The sequence below is a fragment of the uncultured Helicobacter sp. genome (assembly GCF_910577135.1).
Lineage (GTDB): Bacteria > Campylobacterota > Campylobacteria > Campylobacterales > Helicobacteraceae > Helicobacter_C > Helicobacter_C mastomyrinus.
In genome coordinates this window covers 1-19797 of the sequence record NZ_CAJTLL010000017.1, presented here as the reverse complement: position 1 = coordinate 19797, position 19797 = coordinate 1, and the positions used below count along the sequence as shown (strand labels likewise).

Annotated in this window: 17 protein-coding genes, 2 tRNA genes and 1 pseudogene; 14 read left to right on the top strand and 6 right to left on the bottom strand. The window is 39.4% G+C overall.

Annotated elements, in window-relative coordinates:
- Positions 1-50 precede the first annotated feature (50 nt).
- Genes QZ289_RS08660 through QZ289_RS08640 form a run of 5 tightly spaced genes read left to right on the top strand, consistent with a single transcriptional unit; the run spans position 51 to position 4398 of the window.
- Positions 51-1799, top strand: a complete 1749-nt coding sequence (locus QZ289_RS08660; RefSeq protein WP_295701656.1) for an ABC transporter ATP-binding protein — start codon at positions 51-53, stop codon at positions 1797-1799.
- Entirely contained in the window at positions 1799-3553 is a 1755-nt protein-coding gene (locus QZ289_RS08655; RefSeq protein WP_295701654.1) for an ATP-binding protein, read from the top strand. Before QZ289_RS08660 ends, QZ289_RS08655 begins: the two co-directional genes overlap by 1 nt.
- Positions 3519-3692, top strand: a complete 174-nt coding sequence (locus QZ289_RS08650) for a hypothetical protein (protein ID WP_295701652.1) — start codon at positions 3519-3521, stop codon at positions 3690-3692. Before QZ289_RS08655 ends, QZ289_RS08650 begins: the two co-directional genes overlap by 35 nt.
- A gap of 18 nt (positions 3693-3710) precedes the next feature.
- Entirely contained in the window at positions 3711-3896 is a 186-nt protein-coding gene (locus QZ289_RS08645; RefSeq protein ID WP_295701650.1) for a hypothetical protein, read from the top strand.
- Positions 3871-4398, top strand: a complete 528-nt coding sequence (locus QZ289_RS08640; protein ID WP_295701647.1) for a methyltransferase domain-containing protein — start codon at positions 3871-3873, stop codon at positions 4396-4398. The genes QZ289_RS08645 and QZ289_RS08640 overlap by 26 nt, the downstream gene beginning before the upstream one ends.
- Here the strand turns inward: QZ289_RS08640 and metA are convergent.
- The 3 genes from metA to QZ289_RS08625 are packed head-to-tail and all read right to left on the bottom strand — an operon-like array spanning position 4393 to position 7447.
- Complete coding sequence (metA, locus tag QZ289_RS08635) at positions 4393-5274, bottom strand: homoserine O-succinyltransferase (protein WP_295701645.1); 882 nt, start codon at positions 5272-5274, stop codon at positions 4393-4395. The two genes, QZ289_RS08640 and metA, sit on opposite strands and share 6 nt — an antisense overlap.
- A 14-nt stretch (positions 5275-5288) precedes the next feature.
- Entirely contained in the window at positions 5289-6125 is an 837-nt protein-coding gene (locus tag QZ289_RS08630; RefSeq protein WP_295701643.1) for a cyclase family protein, read from the bottom strand.
- A 29-nt stretch (positions 6126-6154) separates the two neighbouring features.
- Positions 6155-7447 carry an aminotransferase class I/II-fold pyridoxal phosphate-dependent enzyme gene (locus tag QZ289_RS08625; protein WP_295701641.1) on the bottom strand — a complete coding sequence of 431 codons (1293 nt, stop codon included), beginning with the start codon at positions 7445-7447 and terminating at the stop codon, positions 6155-6157.
- Between the two features lie 479 nt (positions 7448-7926).
- Here QZ289_RS08625 and purD point away from each other — a divergent pair, with 479 nt between their 5' ends.
- The 9 genes from purD to QZ289_RS08580 all read left to right on the top strand — a co-directional run bounded on the left by purD (position 7927) and on the right by QZ289_RS08580 (position 17210).
- Positions 7927-9204, top strand: a complete 1278-nt coding sequence (gene purD, locus QZ289_RS08620; RefSeq protein WP_295701638.1) for a phosphoribosylamine--glycine ligase — start codon at positions 7927-7929, stop codon at positions 9202-9204.
- Positions 9204-9674, top strand: a complete 471-nt coding sequence (locus tag QZ289_RS08615) for an RDD family protein (RefSeq protein WP_295701636.1) — start codon at positions 9204-9206, stop codon at positions 9672-9674. The genes purD and QZ289_RS08615 overlap by 1 nt, the downstream gene beginning before the upstream one ends.
- Positions 9671-11872, top strand: a complete 2202-nt coding sequence (locus QZ289_RS08610; RefSeq protein ID WP_295701634.1) for an LPS assembly protein LptD — start codon at positions 9671-9673, stop codon at positions 11870-11872. The genes QZ289_RS08615 and QZ289_RS08610 overlap by 4 nt, the downstream gene beginning before the upstream one ends.
- Positions 11873-11881: 9 nt before the next feature.
- Positions 11882-12547: a phosphoribosyltransferase gene (locus QZ289_RS08605; RefSeq protein WP_295701632.1), complete on the top strand. Its 666-nt coding sequence runs from the start codon at positions 11882-11884 to the stop codon at positions 12545-12547.
- Positions 12547-14667, top strand: a complete 2121-nt coding sequence (locus QZ289_RS08600) for a polyribonucleotide nucleotidyltransferase (RefSeq protein WP_295701630.1) — start codon at positions 12547-12549, stop codon at positions 14665-14667. Before QZ289_RS08605 ends, QZ289_RS08600 begins: the two co-directional genes overlap by 1 nt.
- Before the next feature lie 97 nt (positions 14668-14764).
- Positions 14765-15079: a F0F1 ATP synthase subunit C gene (locus QZ289_RS08595; protein ID WP_295701628.1), complete on the top strand. Its 315-nt coding sequence runs from the start codon at positions 14765-14767 to the stop codon at positions 15077-15079.
- Between the two features lie 30 nt (positions 15080-15109).
- Positions 15110-15194, top strand: a tRNA-Leu gene (locus QZ289_RS08590).
- Positions 15195-15519: 325 nt separating this feature from the next.
- Positions 15520-15606: transfer RNA gene (locus tag QZ289_RS08585), tRNA-Leu, on the top strand.
- A 119-nt stretch (positions 15607-15725) separates the two neighbouring features.
- Positions 15726-17210: a Na+/H+ antiporter NhaC family protein gene (locus QZ289_RS08580; RefSeq protein ID WP_295701681.1), complete on the top strand. Its 1485-nt coding sequence runs from the start codon at positions 15726-15728 to the stop codon at positions 17208-17210.
- Here QZ289_RS08580 and QZ289_RS08575 read toward each other — a convergent pair.
- The 3 genes and pseudogenes from QZ289_RS08575 to QZ289_RS08565 form a co-directional block, all read right to left on the bottom strand.
- Positions 17194-17406 carry a hypothetical protein gene (locus QZ289_RS08575; protein WP_295701626.1) on the bottom strand — a complete coding sequence of 71 codons (213 nt, stop codon included), beginning with the start codon at positions 17404-17406 and terminating at the stop codon, positions 17194-17196. The two genes, QZ289_RS08580 and QZ289_RS08575, sit on opposite strands and share 17 nt — an antisense overlap.
- A gap of 390 nt (positions 17407-17796) precedes the next feature.
- Positions 17797-19071, bottom strand: coding sequence for a pentapeptide repeat-containing protein (locus tag QZ289_RS08570; RefSeq protein WP_295701624.1), 1275 nt, complete (start codon positions 19069-19071; stop codon positions 17797-17799).
- Positions 19072-19149: 78 nt separating this feature from the next.
- Positions 19150-19797 (bottom strand): annotated as a pseudogene (locus tag QZ289_RS08565) (hypothetical protein); the annotation flags it as partial.

Here is a 19797-nt window from a genome sequence, read left to right as displayed (position 1 = left end):
GAGTAAAAAAGCTATGCTATAATTAAGGGTAGCACACTATAAGGATTTCTATGACGGACAAAGCTCCCCTGCCTAGCAATTTTATGATTTTACGCTCTCTTACGACTAGACGTGATAAGGGGATTTTGATACTGCTTTTTTTTGCGACTATCCTGCTTTCGTGTATTGAGACATTAGGCATTAGCGTGATTATGCCTTTTATTACCTTTGCAAGTAATCCACAAATGATTTTTTCACATTGGGCTTCTACTTGGATTTATGAAAAGCTCAATATGCCTAGCACGACATATTTTATGTATGCTTTTAGCCTCGCCCTCATTGCCTTTTATATTTTTCGTGCGCTCTATAATGCCTTTTATAATTATGCTTTAGCTCGTTTTGCCTTTGGAAAATTTCATTTTTTTGCCTATCGGCTTTTTTGCAAAAGTGTGGAGCTAAATTATCTTGATTTTACGAGTAAGAATACAGATAGGATACGGCAAAATATCGTTACAGAGGCGCAAAACACTTCAGTTTATCTGCAGAATCTTTTGCAAATAAGCGCAGAGATATTTACCATTGGGCTAATGTATGCGCTTTTATTGGCGGTGAGTTGGAAAATGACTTTAGCACTTACATTTTTGCTAGGTGTGCAAGTTGCCCTGATTATTAAATTTCTCTCAAAAACCATTAAAGACAAAGGGGAGATAGATGTAAAACTTAGCACGAAAATTAATGAAATCATCACTAAAACCTTTGGGAACTTTAAGTTTATCAAACTCAAAGGCAATCAAAAAGAAGTTTATAATGCCTTTAACCATATCTCAAATGAGCGCACAAACGCAACCATCATACATCAAACACTTATCCCAATGCCGCGCATTATTTTAGAAACCATTGGCTTTAGCGTTTTGATTGCTTGTGTGGCGTATATTCTCTTTAAATATGAAGATGCAAGCGCGGTGATTCCTATCATTTCTATGTATGCCCTCGCTCTTTATAGAATCCTCCCTTCACTCACAAGAATCCTAAATAACATCAATACGATGAGCTATTGCAGCTATTCACTCAAAAGTGTGTATGAGAATCTTATCTTTCATACAGAATATGAGGACAATACGCCTTGTGCGTTTAATGATTCTATCGTGCTAAAAAACATTAACTTTGCCTATGTGGAGGATAAGCCTATTTTACAAGATTTTTCCCTCACTATTAAAAAGGGTGAGAAAGTGGCTTTTGTGGGGGAGAGTGGCTCGGGTAAAAGCACATTGGTAGATATTATCATTGGAATCTATAAGCCTCAAAGTGGGCAGGTGCTAGTGGATAATGTGCCAATTACTAATACCAATCTTAGAGCGTGGCGTAAAAAAATAGGCTATATCCCGCAGCAAATCTATCTCTTTGATGGCTCTGTGGCAGAAAATGTCGCCTTTGGTAGCGCAATGGATAAGGAGAAAGTCAAGCTTGCGTGTAAAAAGGCACAGATTTTAGACTTCCTAGAGCAACATAATGGCATTTATACGCGCGTAGGTGAGGGTGGGATTTTGCTTAGTGGAGGGCAGAAGCAGCGCATCGGGATTGCAAGGGCTATTTATGATGACCCTGAGATTCTCGTGCTTGATGAGGCTACTTCAGCCTTGGATAATCAAACAGAATCTAATATTATGGAGCAAATCTATGATGTAGCAAGTAATAAAACCCTGCTTATTATCGCGCATCGTCTTAGCACGATTGAAAAATGTGAGCGCAAGATAGAGCTTCAAATGAGCGAGTATGGGGCGGTGGCTCATACAGCAGGTAGTTATATTGAGGAAAAATGATGAAGCATTACTTAGAGTTTATTGCCTGTAAGGATTTAGCAAAAAATAAATTGTTTCATTTGCTCAAATGTGATGAAAATGAGGGGAGGATTTTACAAACGATGGCAGAATCCCTGATGTATGGCGAAAATGACTTTGTCGTGCATACACTTTTGGCAAAGACTTTTCCTTATAAGGGTAAATCTATCAAGGGGCAGTATCTTGCCTATTTGCCACATATACGCAATCTCATCGAGCTAGGCTGGGTGAATCAAAGCACATTTTTATTACAGCCTAAACTCACTGATATTGCACTGCTTGAACTCTATAATGACAGCATTTGTCTCTCTCACACATTTTTAAAGCTCCTTGAAGATGGCACACTCAATGTCGATTTGCCTGAAATTACGGCTTATGAAGACCATTTAGAATACCTCAAAGACCAATTTAGCCATATTGACTTACTTCATAAAATAAGCAATCTCAAATTTTCACAAAAGCTTGATTCTCCCTCACTCTCTCGCGCAAACTATCGCTTAAAGCTTTTAGAGGATACGATACAGGCGCGTTTGAAGCTCACACATAAGAAAATTGGGATTTTAAAGCTTATCAAGGAACATCATCTTGACCAAAAGGAGCAGATTATCTTTTTTGCCCTTTTGAAAGAGGAGTATTCCAGCAGTGATGAGAATCTGCGCGATATGAACGCCCTATTAGAACTCATTAGCCTTGATGAGTATGATAAAATCAAGCATCGCTCCTTGCTTGATGAAAACTCTACCCTCGTGCAAAAGGGCTTGATAGACTATGATGAGATACTTAATCCCTTTGGGGGTATTTCACGGCAGTTTTTTATCTCTGAGAGTATCCTGCAGGGTATTATCCACCCTAATAAAAAGAAAAAGCGTGTGAGAATTAATCTTGATTCCATCATCAAAGAATACGAGATTTTCGAACTTTTAGAGCCAAAATATGATATGAAAGATATTGTGCTAGATGGTAATGCACGGGAGATTCTAAGCAATATCCTTGCACAAATGAATAGCAATGTGGTGCAGTTACTCAAGCTCTGGGGGATAAAGGATAAGAAAAAGGGCATTAGTAGCAAAATTTTGCTCTATGGTGCGCCCGGCACGGGGAAAACTATTACCGCTCTTGCATTAGCTAAGAGCCTTAAAAAGCAGATTCTAAGCTTTGATTGCTCCAAGATTCTCTCTATGTATGTGGGGGAATCCGAAAAAAATGTGCGCAAAATCTTTGATAGTTATAAGGAGATTTGTAAGAAAATCAAAAACGAACCCCTACTGCTGCTTGATGAGGCTGACCAATTTCTTAGCACTCGCGGGAGCAGTGGCAATAGCGCGGATAAAATGCACAATCAAATGCAAAATATTTTTTTAGAGCAGATTGAGCGATTTGAGGGGATTTTGATTGCTACAACGAATCTGCTCGAAAATGTCGATAGTGCTTTTTCAAGACGATTTGACCATAAGATTGAATTTAAACGCCCAAACAAGGTGCAAAGAGAGGAGCTATGGCTCAAATATTTGCCGCATAATGCGCCCTTTGGAGAAGCTACAAGAGAAAGCCTTGCAAAAGCACTTTGCGAGTATGATTTAAGCGGAGGGCAGATTGCGCTTGTGGTTAAAAACACCGCCTATAAGGTCGCCACAAAAACTAAGCCCATTTTCACACAAGCAGATTTTATAACCCATATCAAAGCCGAAATGAGCAGCAACTTTGATAGCACAAAAAGTATGGGCTTTAGAAGTTAGACTAATTATTATGCCTTTGCTATTGAGACTTAAAAAACTCTGTAAAGGTCTTGCTTCACGCAATATAAAATCCCGCTTTGTGCCTGAAGTCATTGGCTATGCTACAATCGCATTTTACAGCCCTGCAAAAAGCCAATAAACCACACAAGGAGCAAATATGCAACAACCAACGCAAGAATACAAATTTACTTTAAAAGGTATACTCAAATTTGAGCTTATCAGTCTCTATGGGCGGATATTTTTACAATCACGCAAATCTCACTTCACAAATGGCAAAAATTATCTCAATCTTGGCTGCGGAGGAAATGTGATTAGCAATGAAGCTGCGGGGGGGGGGGCATAATATCATCAATGCTGATTTTTTCTCTCACCTAAAACCTTACAAAAACTACTCCACCCCCAAGCCTCAATGGCAGCTTGATATGCGCTATCCTTTCAAATGCCCCAATGATGTATTTGATGGCGTATTTACAGAGCATGTTTTAGAGCATTTTTATATTGATGATGCACGTGCATTGCTGAAAGAGATATATAGAATCTTAAAGCCAAATGGCACCTTGCGTTTAAGCGTGCCGGATTTAGGTTTCCGTATCCAAGAGTATTTAAAAGACAAGCAAAATGACAGCACAAAAGCTTATGCGAGTGAGCATATTAGAAAACTCACGCAAGAGTATCTCCACTTAAGCGTATGGGACTATGAGCGCTTATATTATGAATGTGAACGGATAGGATTTGTGGATATTGCCCTCTCGCAATTTGGAAACGGACGTGATAAAAATCTTATTTTTGACCTTAAAGAAAGAGAGTATGAGACATTGTATGTAGAAGCGAGTAAGCCCTCATAGCACAAAGGGCGTGTTTTGATAGACTGAAAAGTTTAGCCAATTTGCAAACATCACACTCGCACTTGATTTCCACGATAGAATTGGCTTTTCTGCTTGATCAAAGTAGTTAATGGGCTTTTGTATGGCTAAGCCCTTTTGCTTATCGCGCTCATACTCTAATAAAAGCGTGTCTTTGGCGTATTCAGGGTGAGCGAGGATAAAATAATCTTTTTCATCTTTTAGCACACTAATGCCGCTTAGCTCCCCCTCAAGCAGAATCTTCAAGCCCGAATGCTTTGCTTTCATCTCATCAATGCCTGAATGCCTAGAGTGAGGCATTTTGACAATTTCATCAATACCTGTGAGCAAACTATCTTGCGCGATAATGCTATGCTCAAAGACTCCAAAGGTCTTGGCGGGTAGGGCGATTTTAGGAATCTTGTGAAAATAGTATAACCCTGCCATTGCGCCCCAGCATAAATATAATGTGCTTGTGCAATGGGCTTTCAAATACGCCATAATATGCGATAACTCCTGCCAATACGCCACTTCATCAAAAGCTAAATGCTCCACAGGCGCACCCGTTACAATCGCTCCATCAAAATTGCGCCCCTCAATATCGCTAAAATTCACATAGAATCTATCCAAATGACTTTTAGCGGTGTTTGTGCCTACATAACTTGCCGTTGAAAGCAAGGTAATATTAACCTGCAGGGGGGAATTAGCAAGGAGAGAGAGAATCTGATTCTCCGTCTCTATTTTCATAGGCATAAGGTTAATGATAAGCACCTCTAACGCCCGAATGTCTTGATGTTGAGCGCGATTAGCCCCCATCACAAAAGCATTTTGTTGTAAAAACGTATAAGCGGGTATATCTTCGGGAATCACTACCGGCATAATTATCCTTTAAGTCAATCTGGCACAATCGCAAAAGCTCTCACAGGGAATCCCGGGAAGCCCTCAAATTTTGGCACACCAATGACAATAATACCGCCTTTTGGTGGTAAAAGTGTAAGATTATTTAAAATTTCTAATTGAAATTTATCTTGGGCTAATACAAATTTCTCGCTTTCAAAAAAGCCATTCTTTGCGACATCAGCGCTACCATCAGTATCAAATGTCTCGTGCCCTATGGCAGTAGCTCCCCTTTGATTAAGTACTAGGTCCAATGCCTCTATGCTCCAGCCGGGCGTTTGGGGATTACCCGCTGCGTCTTTATTGCTAAAATCACTCTTGCCAAATCGCTTACCCCAGCCACTCGCAAAGGCGACAAAGCTCCCTTGAGGTATGCGCCCATATTGCGCCTCCCAATCAAGCACATCTTGTGCGCTTAAGATAAATTGAGGATTTGCCTCCACTTCTTTTTCTTTATTAATCACCACTAAGGGTAAAATCAGCTCTTTTAGCTCGATTTGCTCTAAAGTGCGTTTGCCATCTACAAAGTGTATAGGCACATCAATATGCGTGCCATACTGCGTTACAAAGCTTATTTTATTAACAAAAAATCCATCTTTTGCCACCGTATAAGGCGTCTCTATCTCTAAAGCAGGGAATGCCCCAAATCGCGGAATCTCTGGCGTTACACTATGGGTTAAATCAATCCACTTGCCCTTTTGTAAGATTTGCAAAGCCTCAAGCAAGGTAGATTCTTGCCCTTTATCACTCGCTTGTGAATCTTGCACAGAATCTCCATAGCCCACAAGCAACGTCCCTACTACAAATACTAAACCTGTAATTATCTTTTTCATTTTTACTCCTTTTATCATTTTAATAAATTCTAAGATTCAATGGCTTTTTTCAAATCAGCAATCAAATCCTGTGGATTCTCTAAGCCTATGCTTAAACGTATCGTGCAAGGTGTGATACCAGCAGATTCTAATTCTTTTTCGCTTAATTGTGAATGTGTCGTGGAGGCAGGGTGAATGATGAGCGATTTGCTATCGCCGATATTCACCACCATTGCGAAAATTTCCGTGCTATTGCAAATTTTTTGCGCGTGTTGATGGCTTTCTGCTTCAAAGCTTAAAAGTCCGCTTGATAAGCCATCTGTATAATATTTCTTAAGCAAAGAATGATATTCATTTGAGGGCAATCCCGGATAGGACACACTCTTAACTTTTGAATGAGATTCTAAAAAATGTGCGATTTGCAGGGCATTTTGACTATGTTTTTTAATGCGAAGTTCAAGCGTCTCCAAGCCCTGTAATAAAATCCAAGCTGAATGCGGAGAGAGTGTGGCACCGATATTTCTTAGCCATTCAGTAATGACACGAATGCTAAATATCGGTAGGGGCAGACTCGCATACACCAAGCCGTGATAGCTCTCATCGGGAGTATTGAATGCAGGATAGCGCGGATTGTCTTTAATCAACTCATTTAACCCATTGCGCTCTATAATTGCTCCGCCTAAGGCGCTGCCCTGCCCATTCACATATTTACTCAAGCTATATACGCTAATATCCACGCCATAGTCAAATGGCTTGTGTAAAAATGCGGTAGCTACAGTGTTATCGCAAATGCTAATAATTTTGTGCTTTTTAGCAATGCGTGTGATAGCTTCCGTATCGGCAATGGATATTTGTGGATTTGACAAAGATTCAAAGAAAATTGCCTTTGTGCGAGAATCTATGAGCTTTTCCAAACTGCCCTCTATATCATCAATATCAAACACACACGCCTCTATGCCAAATCGCTTCAAGGTATGCACGAAAAGCGTTTGTGTGCCGCCATAAATTTTATTTGCATAGAGGATAGTGTCCCCATTTTGCGCACAATTTGCAATCGCATAAAAAATCGCTGCACTCCCACTTGAAGTAGGCACACCAAATGCCCCGCCCTCCACTGCGGCAAGTCTAGCTCCTAACACATCAGTAGTAGGATTAGTAAGTCGTGTGTAGATATTGCCTAGCTCCTGCAATCCAAATCGTGCCGCGGCTTGCTGCAAAGATTCAAAACTATAAGCAGTATTTTGATAGATAGGCACACTGATGGTTCGTTGGGAATCATAAGTATAACCCGCGTGAAGCGCAAGGGTATCTTGCAAAAACTGATTGTGAGGTAAATTTGCCATACTCTTATCCTTTGTGTTAAATTTTATGCGTATAGTATCACATAAAATTAAGATTACAATATGTAATTATTAAAAATATGTGAAAAGGAGTGCAAATGTTACTTTTCTACAAATTTATTAGATTACATATTGTAATTATATTTTTTTGTATATTTTATACATAATATATTTGAGATGAGACACAAGGTAATAGCATAGCTAATATTAAATCTCCTTTGTTATAATAGATTAACCTGAATGACGCGCCTTTCCTTATACATCGCTAGTCTGTTACTGAAAGATTTTTGAGCTAATCGTAGTGATTTCTGTGTGTCGGTGTTTCTGCTTGAGCTTTCTAGGAAGGTGAGGATTTGCCGCCTGATGAGTTCTCTTGGCTCTGTTTGTGGCTTTTTTAGGCTACGCACATTTGAGGTAACGCTCATTTGGGGGTTTCTATCACAATGCTACATATTGATTAAATAAGATTCTAAAGGATTATAATGCAAGAGCGTATATTGATTGTTGGCAATGGGGGGCGAGAATATGCCATAGGATTGGCATTAAAGCAAGATAGTAGGGTAGAGGAGTTATATTTTGCCCCAGGTAATGGCGCGACATCTCAATTAGGCACTAATCTCCCTTATAGTACTTCACAAGATATTATAGAATCTGTTGCAAAATATCATATCACATTTGTAGTTATAGGACCTGAAGCGCCTCTAGGAGAGGGCTTAAGCGATGATTTACGCGCACATCATATTCTAACCTTTGCGCCTTCAAAAGCTGCAGCAAGACTAGAGCTAAGCAAGGCATATATGAAAGATTTTGTTTCACAAGCGGGTATCCCTACGGCACGTTATATACAATCAAGCGATATAAATGCCATAAATGCTTTTATCGATACGCTTAAGTCGCCTATTGTTGTCAAAGCCGATGGGCTATGCGCAGGGAAGGGCGTGATTATCGCTCAAAGTGCCAATGAGGCAAAAAATGTAGCCCAAGATATGCTCTCTGGGATATCCTTTGGCGATGCGGGAAAATGCGTTGTTGTAGAGGAATATTTAGATGGATTTGAACTCTCTGTCTTTGTTGTTTGTGATGGGGAGGACTTTATCTTACTTCAGCCCTGTCAAGATCATAAGCGGCTTTTAAGTGGCGATGAAGGACCAAATACAGGGGGTATGGGAGCTTATACACCCACACCTTTATGTGATGAAAAGCTTTTAGCAAAGATTCAAAGAAAGATCATCGCGCCTACCTTAAAGGCTATGCGAGAGCAAGGCACACCTTTTGTAGGAGTGCTATTTGCTGGTATTATGGTGGTGGATGAGCAAAATGTGCTAGAGCCGTATTTACTAGAGTTTAATGTGCGTTTTGGCGACCCTGAATGCGAAGTGCTAATGCCTCTTTTGCAAACGCCACTGCTTGATATACTCATACATAGTGCTAAAGGCACACTCAAAGCATTGCAAGTGCGTTTTAAGGAGGGCTTTGCTGTGGCGGTGGTAGTTTCATCAAAGGATTATCCATATAAATCAAGTCCGAGTGTGCCTATTACCATAAAAGACTTTGATAGGAATCTTGGGCATATTGTATATGCGGGGGTAAGCTGCGATGAGAGAGGACAGCTCTTAGCAAGTGGTGGGCGAGTGCTACTGGCAGTGGGGATTGCCCCAAGCTTGAAACTCGCACGGGATAATGCCTATAAGATTCTAGAATCTGTGTCCTTTGCGGGTATGCATTTCCGCGATGATATTGCATATAGGGCGTTACAATAATGAATGATGAGAAGATTCTAGCGGATTTAGAAAGGGAGAATTTGCGGCTTGCTGATAAGGGATTACGCTCTTTGGCGTGGTTTATTGATGTATTTTTACTCTCTTTTATCTTTACGCTTATCCACCTAGATGCACTCTCTCAAATGAGCGATATACAGGGTAATATGGACTATGAAAACTTAAGAGCGTTTGCCCTTAAGTTTTCGTGGCAAGTGTGGATTCTCAAAATCTCCTATGATACATTGTTTGTATGGTATTATGGAAGCAGTATTGGTAAGATTTTATGCAAAATGCGTGTGGTAAGCGTAGATTTATTTGATAAACCATCATTTTTATATGCCCTGCTTCGTGCGTGTGGTAAATATATAGGGGAGAGTTTGCTATTTATTACGTATGTGTTTGGCTTTGGCGATAGCCTATCGCGCACATTGCACGATAGATTAGCAAAGACATTGGTAATTGCGTATTGAAAACATTATCTTTTGTTCGTTTATTGTGTGTGTGGGCGCTGCTATTTCTATCTATGAATGCAGAGCAAAAGGCAGATTCTATATTTGATTTATCCGCTGATAATGTGAGTGCAAAAGATGAGGAGGTCATAGCAGAGGGCAATGCGTTTTTGCTCTATGGCGATGTGTATATGGTAGCCCATAAGATTATTTATAATAAGCAAACTAAGTATGTGTATTTGCGAGGGGGCGCGAAGATTTATCAAGGCGATATTTTGTATCTTGATGTAGAACAAGCTGATATAGATATGCAGACTAAGCAGGTAAAAGTAGAAAATATCTATCTGCAAAGCACGATGGGTATATGGGTGATGGCAAAGGATTCTCAAGGGCAAGATGGAGTATATAGCTTTAAACGTGGCGTGATTTCAGGCTGTGATGTTGTATATCCGCTTTGGCATTTGAATGTAAGCTCTGGCACGTATAATACACAAAAGGGATATATGAGCGTGTGGAATCCACGATTTTATATTGGGGCTGTGCCGATATTTTACCTCCCTTATTTTGTCGCTCCCACGGGCAATGTCCGTAAGAGTGGTTTGCTCTCTCCAGAGATGTCTTATAGCAATAAGCAGGGCTTTATGTATTCACAACCTTTGTTTATCGCGCCTTTTAATCCCTGGGATATGACACTTTCTCCGCAAATACGCACAGAGCGGGGTGCGGGAGCGGCAGTAGAATTTCGCTTTGCCGATAGCGATAATAGTATAGCAACCTTTCAAATGCGGTATTTTCAAAACAATGATGAATATATGCTGCTTAATAATCTCAAAAATCAAGACATCTATGGAGGCACTTTTAATTACCAAACGCAAAATGTCATTACGGGTGAGAATAATCAGTATGTAAATGATGGATTCTATGCAGATATTACCTATATGAACGACCTTGAATATATGCGTTTAAAAAGTCTTAATGCTTCATTTAACACACGGCTTTATGAATCCCGTGTGAATTATTATCTCAATAGCAGCAAACATTACTTTGGCACATATTTGAAATATTACTTAGATTTGTCTAAAGTGAGCAATAAGGATACTTTTCAAGTCCTGCCTCAAGTGCATTATCATTACTACACAGATTCACTTTTTTTTAAGAATCTCCTTTATACTTTTGATTTTCAAAGCAAACATATCACTCGTCCCTCTGGCTATGGATATTGGCAAAATACGATGTCTTTGCCCATAGGCGTGGTTTTGCCTTTGTTTAATGATTATATCAGTGTAGGGGCAAATGTCGATATGTATGGGACTTCTGTTTTGCTTCAAAACGCACAAGGGTTGGTAGATTCACAAAATGTAGCTTTGGATAATGCTATTAATTATGCGGTAGGCAGCTATAATATCTCGTTAAACTCCGATTTAGCCCGTCCCTATAAGCATTTCTTTCACTCCTTACATCTTGAAGCCATCTTTAGCGGGGCATTGTATAAATATACTTCAGATGCAATCGCTGATGATAGATATGAGGCGTATAATGCCTTGGTTACACAAGATATAGATTCTAATATTTTGGCTATGTATTGGAATCCGAGTGATATTGTCGATGTGGTGAAAAATAAGCATAAAGTGGATTTGAAGCTCTCACAATATTTTTATGGCAAAAATGGCAAGGAATTATTTTATTGGCGTATGTATCAGCGACTTTTTTTGCAAGATAGCTTTTTAAGTCAATCCCAAACATTGCGCAATGAACTAGGATTCTCTCCTCTTTCGGGCTTAAACCTTAGCGCTTCATTATTTTACTCCTATGCTCGCAAAAGTATTAGTGAAACATCGCTTAATGCTTCATTTAGCAAGTGGGGGCTAGATTCTAGTCTTACATATTATTTTAAGCTTGATCCACTCTATCTCTCTTCCGGTCTATACTCTTCGGGCAATACGGGCTTTGCTCGTGGATCTTTGGGCTATGATTTTGGATTGTTTCGTTTGAATGCGAATATAGGCTATGATGTGGGTGTAGGGTATTTAAAGGATTGGTATGTTACAATCTCTAAAGACATTCGATGTTTTGGTATAGGATTAAAGTTTGCCCAAGATGTGCGTCCTACACTTACAGCGGATAATAACATCACGCCTATTACCAATCAGTATGTAAAAATCGAGTTTCGTTTCGTTCCTTTAGCAGATACTGGCTTGACATATAGATTCAAAGAATAAAGGATAACATTGCAGCAGATTATATTTGAAGATGCACAAGATTCTATTAGAGCACTTTTTGATTCAATAAGTATTAAGAATCTTCCATTGCAAAATGCCGTGCTTGTAGCCATTGGTCGCGATGGTGTAGTCTATGCACATACTCTTGCCCAAATGCTTAAAGTGCCTATGGAATTTCTTTTTACACAAATGATTCCCGCTCCGCACAATCCCGAATGTTCTATTGCTGTGGTAAGCGAGGATATGGAGATTGTGATAAACGAAGAGCTAGTGAGCGCTTTTAATATTAGCTTAGATTATGTCTATGGTGAGGCGCAGCGGCAATATGAAGAAGCCATTTTGCCTGCACGTTATCAATTGCGCAAGGGCGAGGGACTAAGCTCATTAAAAGGCAAAGATGTGCTGCTCTTTGATATGGGTATTGAGACGGGCTTCCGTATGGGGGTGGCGATTAAAACCTGTATGAATATGGAGGCAAAGAATTTATATGCTATTGCACCTGTAATGCCAAAGGAGATTTATACGCTTTTGTGCGAGATTTGCGATGAGGTATGCTGCCCTTATCCTGTAGAAAATTATGTATCAACGACACATTATTTTCCCAATCTCCCGCCTCTTAGCGATGAGGCATTTGAAGATATTTTAAGCAAAAACACTATCACAAAGGACACATAATGACGCATATTGATATTGCATTAGAGAATCTAAAGGAGCGATATAGCTTTGATTATGTCGCAAAGGCGGCAAATGGAGGGATTTTATACCAAAGTGGGGGGAGTGTGCTTTTAGCGAGTGTTTGCACACAAGAGAATGAAGTAATTGAGGGGGATTTCGTGCCTTTGAGTGTGCAGTATATTGAAAAATCCTATGCTAAGGCTAAGTTTCCTGCTGGATTTGTCAAACGTGAGGGGAAACCAAGTGAGTTTGAGATTCTCACTTCAAGGCTTATTGACCGCACACTGCGCCCACTTTTCCCAAAGGGATATGCGCATAATACATCTATTGTGGTGATGGTGCTTAGCTATGATGGAATGAGTGATTTGCAAGTAAATGCTCTTAATGCTGCTGCGTGTGCGCTCTATGTGGCGGATTTGCCTTTAGAATCATTGCGTGATAATGCAGTGTGTGGAGTGCGTTTAGGACGCATAAATGGCACTTTTGTGCTAAATCCTACAATGGAGCAATATAAAGAGAGTGAGCTAGATTTATTCATATCTGGGCGGGGCGATGAGCTTTTGATGATTGAGATGAAGTCTATCCGCACTCAAAAAGGCGCAAATGAGCTAGAGGAGAGCGAGTTTTTAAATGCTATCACTTTGGCTAAAAACTACATTGTTAAGGCGACAAAGACATATCATCAGCATTTTTTGCCTCATAAAAAGCCTCCTTTTGCCCTAGTATCTCACGCAAGAAAGCTAGATGAAGAACTTTATGCACGTATTTTTAGAAATTATGAAGCGCATATTAGCGAGGCTCTCTCTGCTATGGCAAAATCAGAATCCATAAAGCATATTCACACGCTTATCTCACAAGTGGCACAAGAGTGTGATTTAGAGCTAGAAGTGGCACAAGATTATATCCTTAAGGCAAAAAAGCAATATGTGCGAGAGATGATTTTAGATTCTCACAAACGTCCTGATGGCAGGGGGCTTAAAGATGTGCGCCCTATTAGTATAGAGACTAATATTTTGCCCTGTGCGCACGGAAGTGTGCTTTTCACACGGGGGCAGACACAAGCGCTTGTGAGCGCAACTCTAGGCAGTGAAAGCGATATGCAAAGCTATGAAATGCTAGGGAGCAAGAGTGCGCTCAAACGGCGATTTTTGTTTCACTACAATTTCCCACATTTTAGTGTAGGTGAAGCAGGAATGATAGGCTCTGCTGGGCGCAGAGAATTAGGACACGGCAATCTCGCCCGACGTGCTTTAGAATCTAGCATTAAGAGTGAGGATAAGACTATTCGGTTGGTATCAGAGATTCTAGAATCTAATGGCTCAAGCTCAATGGCAAGTGTGTGTGGCGGCTCATTGGCATTATGTGCGTGTGGGGTGGAGGTAGATTCACTCATTGCGGGGGTGGCGATGGGGCTTGTCACAGAGGGTGAGCGATATGCGATTTTAACGGATATTAGCGGATTAGAAGACCATGATGGTGATATGGATTTTAAAGTTGCTGGGGGATATAAGGGTATAAGTGCGATGCAGATGGATATTAAGCTAGGGGGTATTACACAGGAGATTCTATCTCAAGCGCTCTATCAGGCAAAAGAGGCGCGGGAGCATATTTTAGGCATTATGGAATCTACGAGGGCAAAGATTGTGCTAAATGAGGCGATTTTACCCAAAAGTGAAAGCTTTATGATACCTCCGCATAAGATTGTAGAAGTGATAGGTGCGGGTGGGAAGGTGATAAAAGATATTATTGAACGATTTTCAGTAAGCATTGATTTAGCACGTGAGAGTGGTATGGTAAGCATTAATGCAGATAATATGGAGAAACTTAAGGCGGCAAAAGCCTTTATTATGGAGATTGTGGGTGGTGGAAGTGAAAGGGTTGATCAGGAGAGCTATGTGGCAGGAGAGCGATTTGTGGGGAGGATTAAGAAAATTGCAGATTTTGGGGTGTTTGTGGAGCTACCACGTGGAGGCGATGGGCTAGTGCATATTAGCAAGATTACACAGGATAGGCAACAGCGATTAAGCGATATTTTGCAAGGTGTGAGCGAGCTAGAATGCGAGATTCTAGGGCAGAATAAGGGCAAGGTGGAGCTCGGGCTAAGCAAAAGCATTCTTTAATCTTTGTTTTATCAAAGCTTAGGCATAATGTCGCTTCCAAAGTGTCAAGTAGGGGAATGAATCCGAACGGGCTTTGAGATAAAAAACGAGGTGCGAAATGAAAATTTTAGCTCTTTTATGTTTAGGAATGTTAGGCTTTGCCTTTGGTGCAGAGGTAAGTGGTGCTGATATGATTAAAGCATATTCAATAGCCGGAGCAGTTATTGGCTTAGGGATTGCAGCGCTTGGTGGTGCTATTGGTATGGGACACGCAGCTGCAGCGACTATTTCAGGCACAGCGAGAAACCCCGGCATTAGTGGTAAGTTGCTAGGAACAATGTTTATTGCTTTGGCGTTGATTGAAGCGCAAGTGATTTATACATTAGTGTTAGCACTTATTGCGATTTATGCAGATCCTTTTGGCGTTTTATAATACATTTTCCCCTTCTTTGTAGGGGGAGTTGCGCTGGTGGTGGAATTGGTAGACACACCATCTTGAGGGGGTGGCGGGGCGACCCGTGCGAGTTCAAGTCTCGCTCAGCGCACCATACTTCTTTATAGAATTTCATTTATTTTTCTATAAAATTTTGTCGTAGATTAGAGATTCTAACCTTAGAAATTCACCTGATACAATTTGTTAAGGACAAAACGAAGCCAAAGCGCTATTTTACCCTTAAGAGATGTATCATAAAGATTGTGCAACGGCAAAAGTGCAACAGTGTAGCCATAGTGAATCTAAGCCTTTAGAAACTAGCTTGAAAAGCGCAAAGCGCGTTAAGCTAAAACTTTAGGCGCGAAGCAGGAATTTACTTCCTGCGAAGTAAGACTACGCGGCACGAAGTGCAACAGCGTAGCCATAGTGAATTTTAATAAGCCGGAGTGGTGAAACTGGTAGACGCGCTAGACTCAAAATCTAGTAGGGGCAACCCTGTGTCGGTTCGAGTCCGACCTTCGGCACCATATCAATTAAGATTACAATGCTTCTTAGCCTCATATCTTATACCTTAAGGACTATTGTGGAGGATTACGGATTTGCTCATTCAAGCCTAAGTCTTGTCGTGCCTATTTTTGTTGTTGTGATGGTTATCCTCACGCGAAAGGTAGTGCTATCGCTTTTTATGGGCATTTGCTTAAGTGGTATTATGCTCTATGGGTTTAATATTGAGGCGTTAGACTTTGTTTGCAGGGCAGTTGTGAGTGTGTTTTATGATGAGGGTATAAATTATGATGGGATATTTATCTTCGCCTTTCTTATTATCCTTGGTGTAATCACTCAGCTTATTCTGTATAGTGGGGCGATTGGTGTATTTGTCAAATGGGCGAGAAACTATATTGCCTCTGCAAAAGGTGCAGAATTTTTGGCATTTATTGCGGGGATTGTCATTTTTATTGATGATTACTTTAATGCACTTACTGTTGGGCAAATTGCTCGCCCACTCAATGATAGCTATCATTCAAGCCGTGAGCGTCTGGCTTATATCATAGATTCTACTTCTGCTCCTATTTGCATTTTAGTACCTCTTTCAAGCTGGGGTGCGTATAATATCGGGCTTTTAAGCAAGCAGGGTGTTGATGAGCCTTTTATGATGTTACTAGAGAGCATTCCAAATAATTTTTATGCTTTTTTTGCACTATTGGCAGTTGTCTTAACGATTCTTTGGCGCATAAATCTCCCTGTGATGCGGCATAATATGAATATTGATGTAAAAGATTCAAGTACTCTAGGACGTTCCTCCTTTTATTACAAAAATGCCATTGTGTATCTTATCGTGCCTATTTTAGCGCTGATTGCGGGCATTTGCTTTATGATTTTTTATAGTGGATATAAGGCAGGAGGGGAATTTGCCTTGATGAGTATGCTTTCACATACAGATACGCCATTATCGCTTGTGTGTGGAGGTGCTTTCGCGCTTTGTGTTACATTGGTTCTTACTTTGGGCATTATTAAATCAAGGGATGATCCTGCGGTTTTTTGGTATGGGGCTAAAAGTATGTTTGGGGCGATATTGATTTTAAGCCTTGCTTGGGCGATTGGTCCGGTGATTAAGGAGCATATACAAACAGGTGTGTATCTCGCGAGTGTGGCAAAAAGCACGATAAATGAGGAGTATTTAGTTTTTATGCCGGTGTTTTTATTTTTTATCTCTGCTTTTATTGCATTCTGCACAGGCACGAGCTGGGGGACATTTGCCATTATGCTGCCTATTGGTATGGAGATGATAGTGCAGGGGGCAGGAATGGAGCAAAGCGTATTTTTAGCTCTATCTGCAATCCTCTCAGGTGCGGTATATGGAGATCATAGCTCACCAATATCGGATACTACCATTCTCTCCGCAGTCGGTGCAGGCTGCTCTGTGCAAAGCCATTTTATCACACAGCTTCCTTATACCACGCTTACCGCCTTATGTGCGGCAGTAAGCTTTGTAGTGGTATCATATTTTCAGAGCACTCTGTTGGCTTTTGGGCTAGGGGTAGCGCTGCTCATAGGTATATTTTATATTTTAAAATGTCACTATGGAGGGGAATTGATAGATAAGAAATATATACTCAATGCGGCACGATAGAATTTTTCCTCGCGGTCTTTTGCAGGGAGAAAAGCACGAGTATCATAAGGATTGTATAGACAAAACTAAGGGCTATAAATGCTTGATCGTTGCTGTTAAGGCAGCCTGTATTTGTGCTAAGTAGCTTACCAAGAAGTGGGTGGAGTATCTCAATATTTTGGGCTAAAATAGGACATAATGCTAAATAGCACAGCACAAGAGAGATAGTTCTTAAAACCACATTTGAGGACAAGAGTAAGATGTAACATACAACAAAGCAGAAGGCTTTTGCAAATATAATAAATGATTCGTATGTAGTGATGCAACTATATGCCAACAATACAAAGAGAGTATAAAAAAGCACAGGTAAAAATAGCGTGAATATATCATCTCTAAAGAGTTTCAGGGTAAGGATTATGTGCCGCTTACTCAGTTTATGCTGATAAATCCAAGCGGAATATGCAATACTGAATGCTATTATAAGAAATATCATAGTGACCAACATAATCTTAAGTCATTGTTTCAAGGATACATCAAGATGGCTAAAATATTCCGCCACAAGAACATTATATGCTCCATCATTAGGCAGTGTAAAGATTTTTAGTATTTAATAATCAGTTGTCATATATAAAAAGAGCGCATAAAGTCCAATAAGCAAAATAAGATTGTTGATTATCCTTAATGTATCGGTGTGGTGGTCGGCTAAAACGCGATAGAAGGCTAGTAATTTAAATTCTACAAGGTATTGAAAAATGGAGGTATTCCTTCTAATGTCCTTTTCATTTTGGACAGGTGTGTTAGGTACCCGGGATTTTGCACTCAGTTCAATCTCTTTATAATAAAGCTCCAATTTGTGCCATTGTGAAGCGTCTAGGAGGTTATTTTCTTTAATCAACGCATTTTTGCATAATCGAAAAGAATCGCGAAAATCATTTGCCGTATTGGCTAATTTTTCTAAATTTATACTCGTTTTTTGCTTTTGTGGAGTGGTATTACAAGTTTTAGAATAAATACAATTTTTTATTTTATGCCACATCTTGTGTGTGGTATGAGATGTTTGGCATTCAGATTCTAAATCTGTCTTAAGCGTTTTAAAATCACAATCAATTTTTGCATTCACAAGATTCAAATTTCCATTAAAGGCAGCTTGAGAAAAGTTTGGGGGTTTTTCAAACTTAACGCCATAAAAACACGCTGCTTTTTCAAATACTACTCCTTGAAAACAAGCTTGAGTTTTAAAAATAGCTTCACGAAAATCTGCTAGGCGTTCAAATATAGAATCTTTGAAATCGACTTGATTATGGAAAATAAAATGCGTGAAAATGGCTTCTTGTGTGAAATGACAGGCTTTAAACATAAAGTTTCCATAGAAGCTAAATGTATGAGATTGTCTAAGATAAGGGTAAAAAGTTTTAAACTCACATTCTATAAAATTGAGATTCCCATAAATATGATGTGCGGATACAATAAATGAAGTAATGCTATAATTCATTATAATAAACTCTTCGCATTGAAAATCTTGATGTATCCATATGTGGCTTATTGTGCCTTTTGTCGTATCCTCATAAATACTTTGTAGGCAAAGTTTTTTAAAACTTACATTTTTATCAATATGCAGGGCTAAATCATCAATTTTATTAATGATAATATCCTGCATAAAACACATATCTTTGAAGATGAATTCTTTGTGGAGCAAATCCTTACTTTGGTGATTTTCTCTTGTAAAATGAAGCGGTACATTGATAATGAGTGTATTATTTTGATAGGTAACTCGCCCATCGTGCTTAAAGCTTAGATGTGTGAGAAACTGCCAAAGATTCGGTGGTTTCTCTTTGCAATCTTTTGCATAGGTATTAAATTCATTGATAGTAATAGGCTTCATTGCTCTTTCTTTTTATATTAAATTAAGAATAATCATATTTTTGCAAGGTAAATATATTTTAATTGCTGTGACGTTTTGTTAATGCGGCACGATAGAATTTTTACGAGCGGTTTTAATCAACGAATAAAGCATTATGCCAAATAAAATAGTATAGATTGCGCCAACTACTGATAGTGGGTCAAACATTGCTCTTTTATCTATGAAAATGCCAATGGCTGGAATAATATATTTTGGTGAGGAAACAAGAATCATTAAAGTAATGATATATGAAAAAGTAATAGCTATTGTTCTATGCAAGAATGATAAACATATTGCAAAAAGTAGAAACAACAATGAGTGAAAGCAATTCATAGGAAGAACAAAAATAAGTAAAACTACAAAAGATTTTAGCTTCTTTGTTTTCACATCGTATAGCATTACTGCAAGGAATATTCCAGCAAATATAAGCACCAACGATAAGTTAAAAACTATAATAGCACATAATGGACTTGTGAGTAAGATGTGTTTGATATGTAGGCAATAAAATGCATAAAGACTATGAGGAGAAAAAATATAGTTTCCTGCCAATCTATTAAATCCTATGATGAGAGCACCGCTTAGAAATCCAAAGATTCCAATAAGTATTAATAAATTGTGCCAAATTTTTAATAAATCAGTATGATGGTCGGAAGTGTGGCGATAGAATCTTAATATCCATTTATCTATCCAATCCCTACTCAATATGCT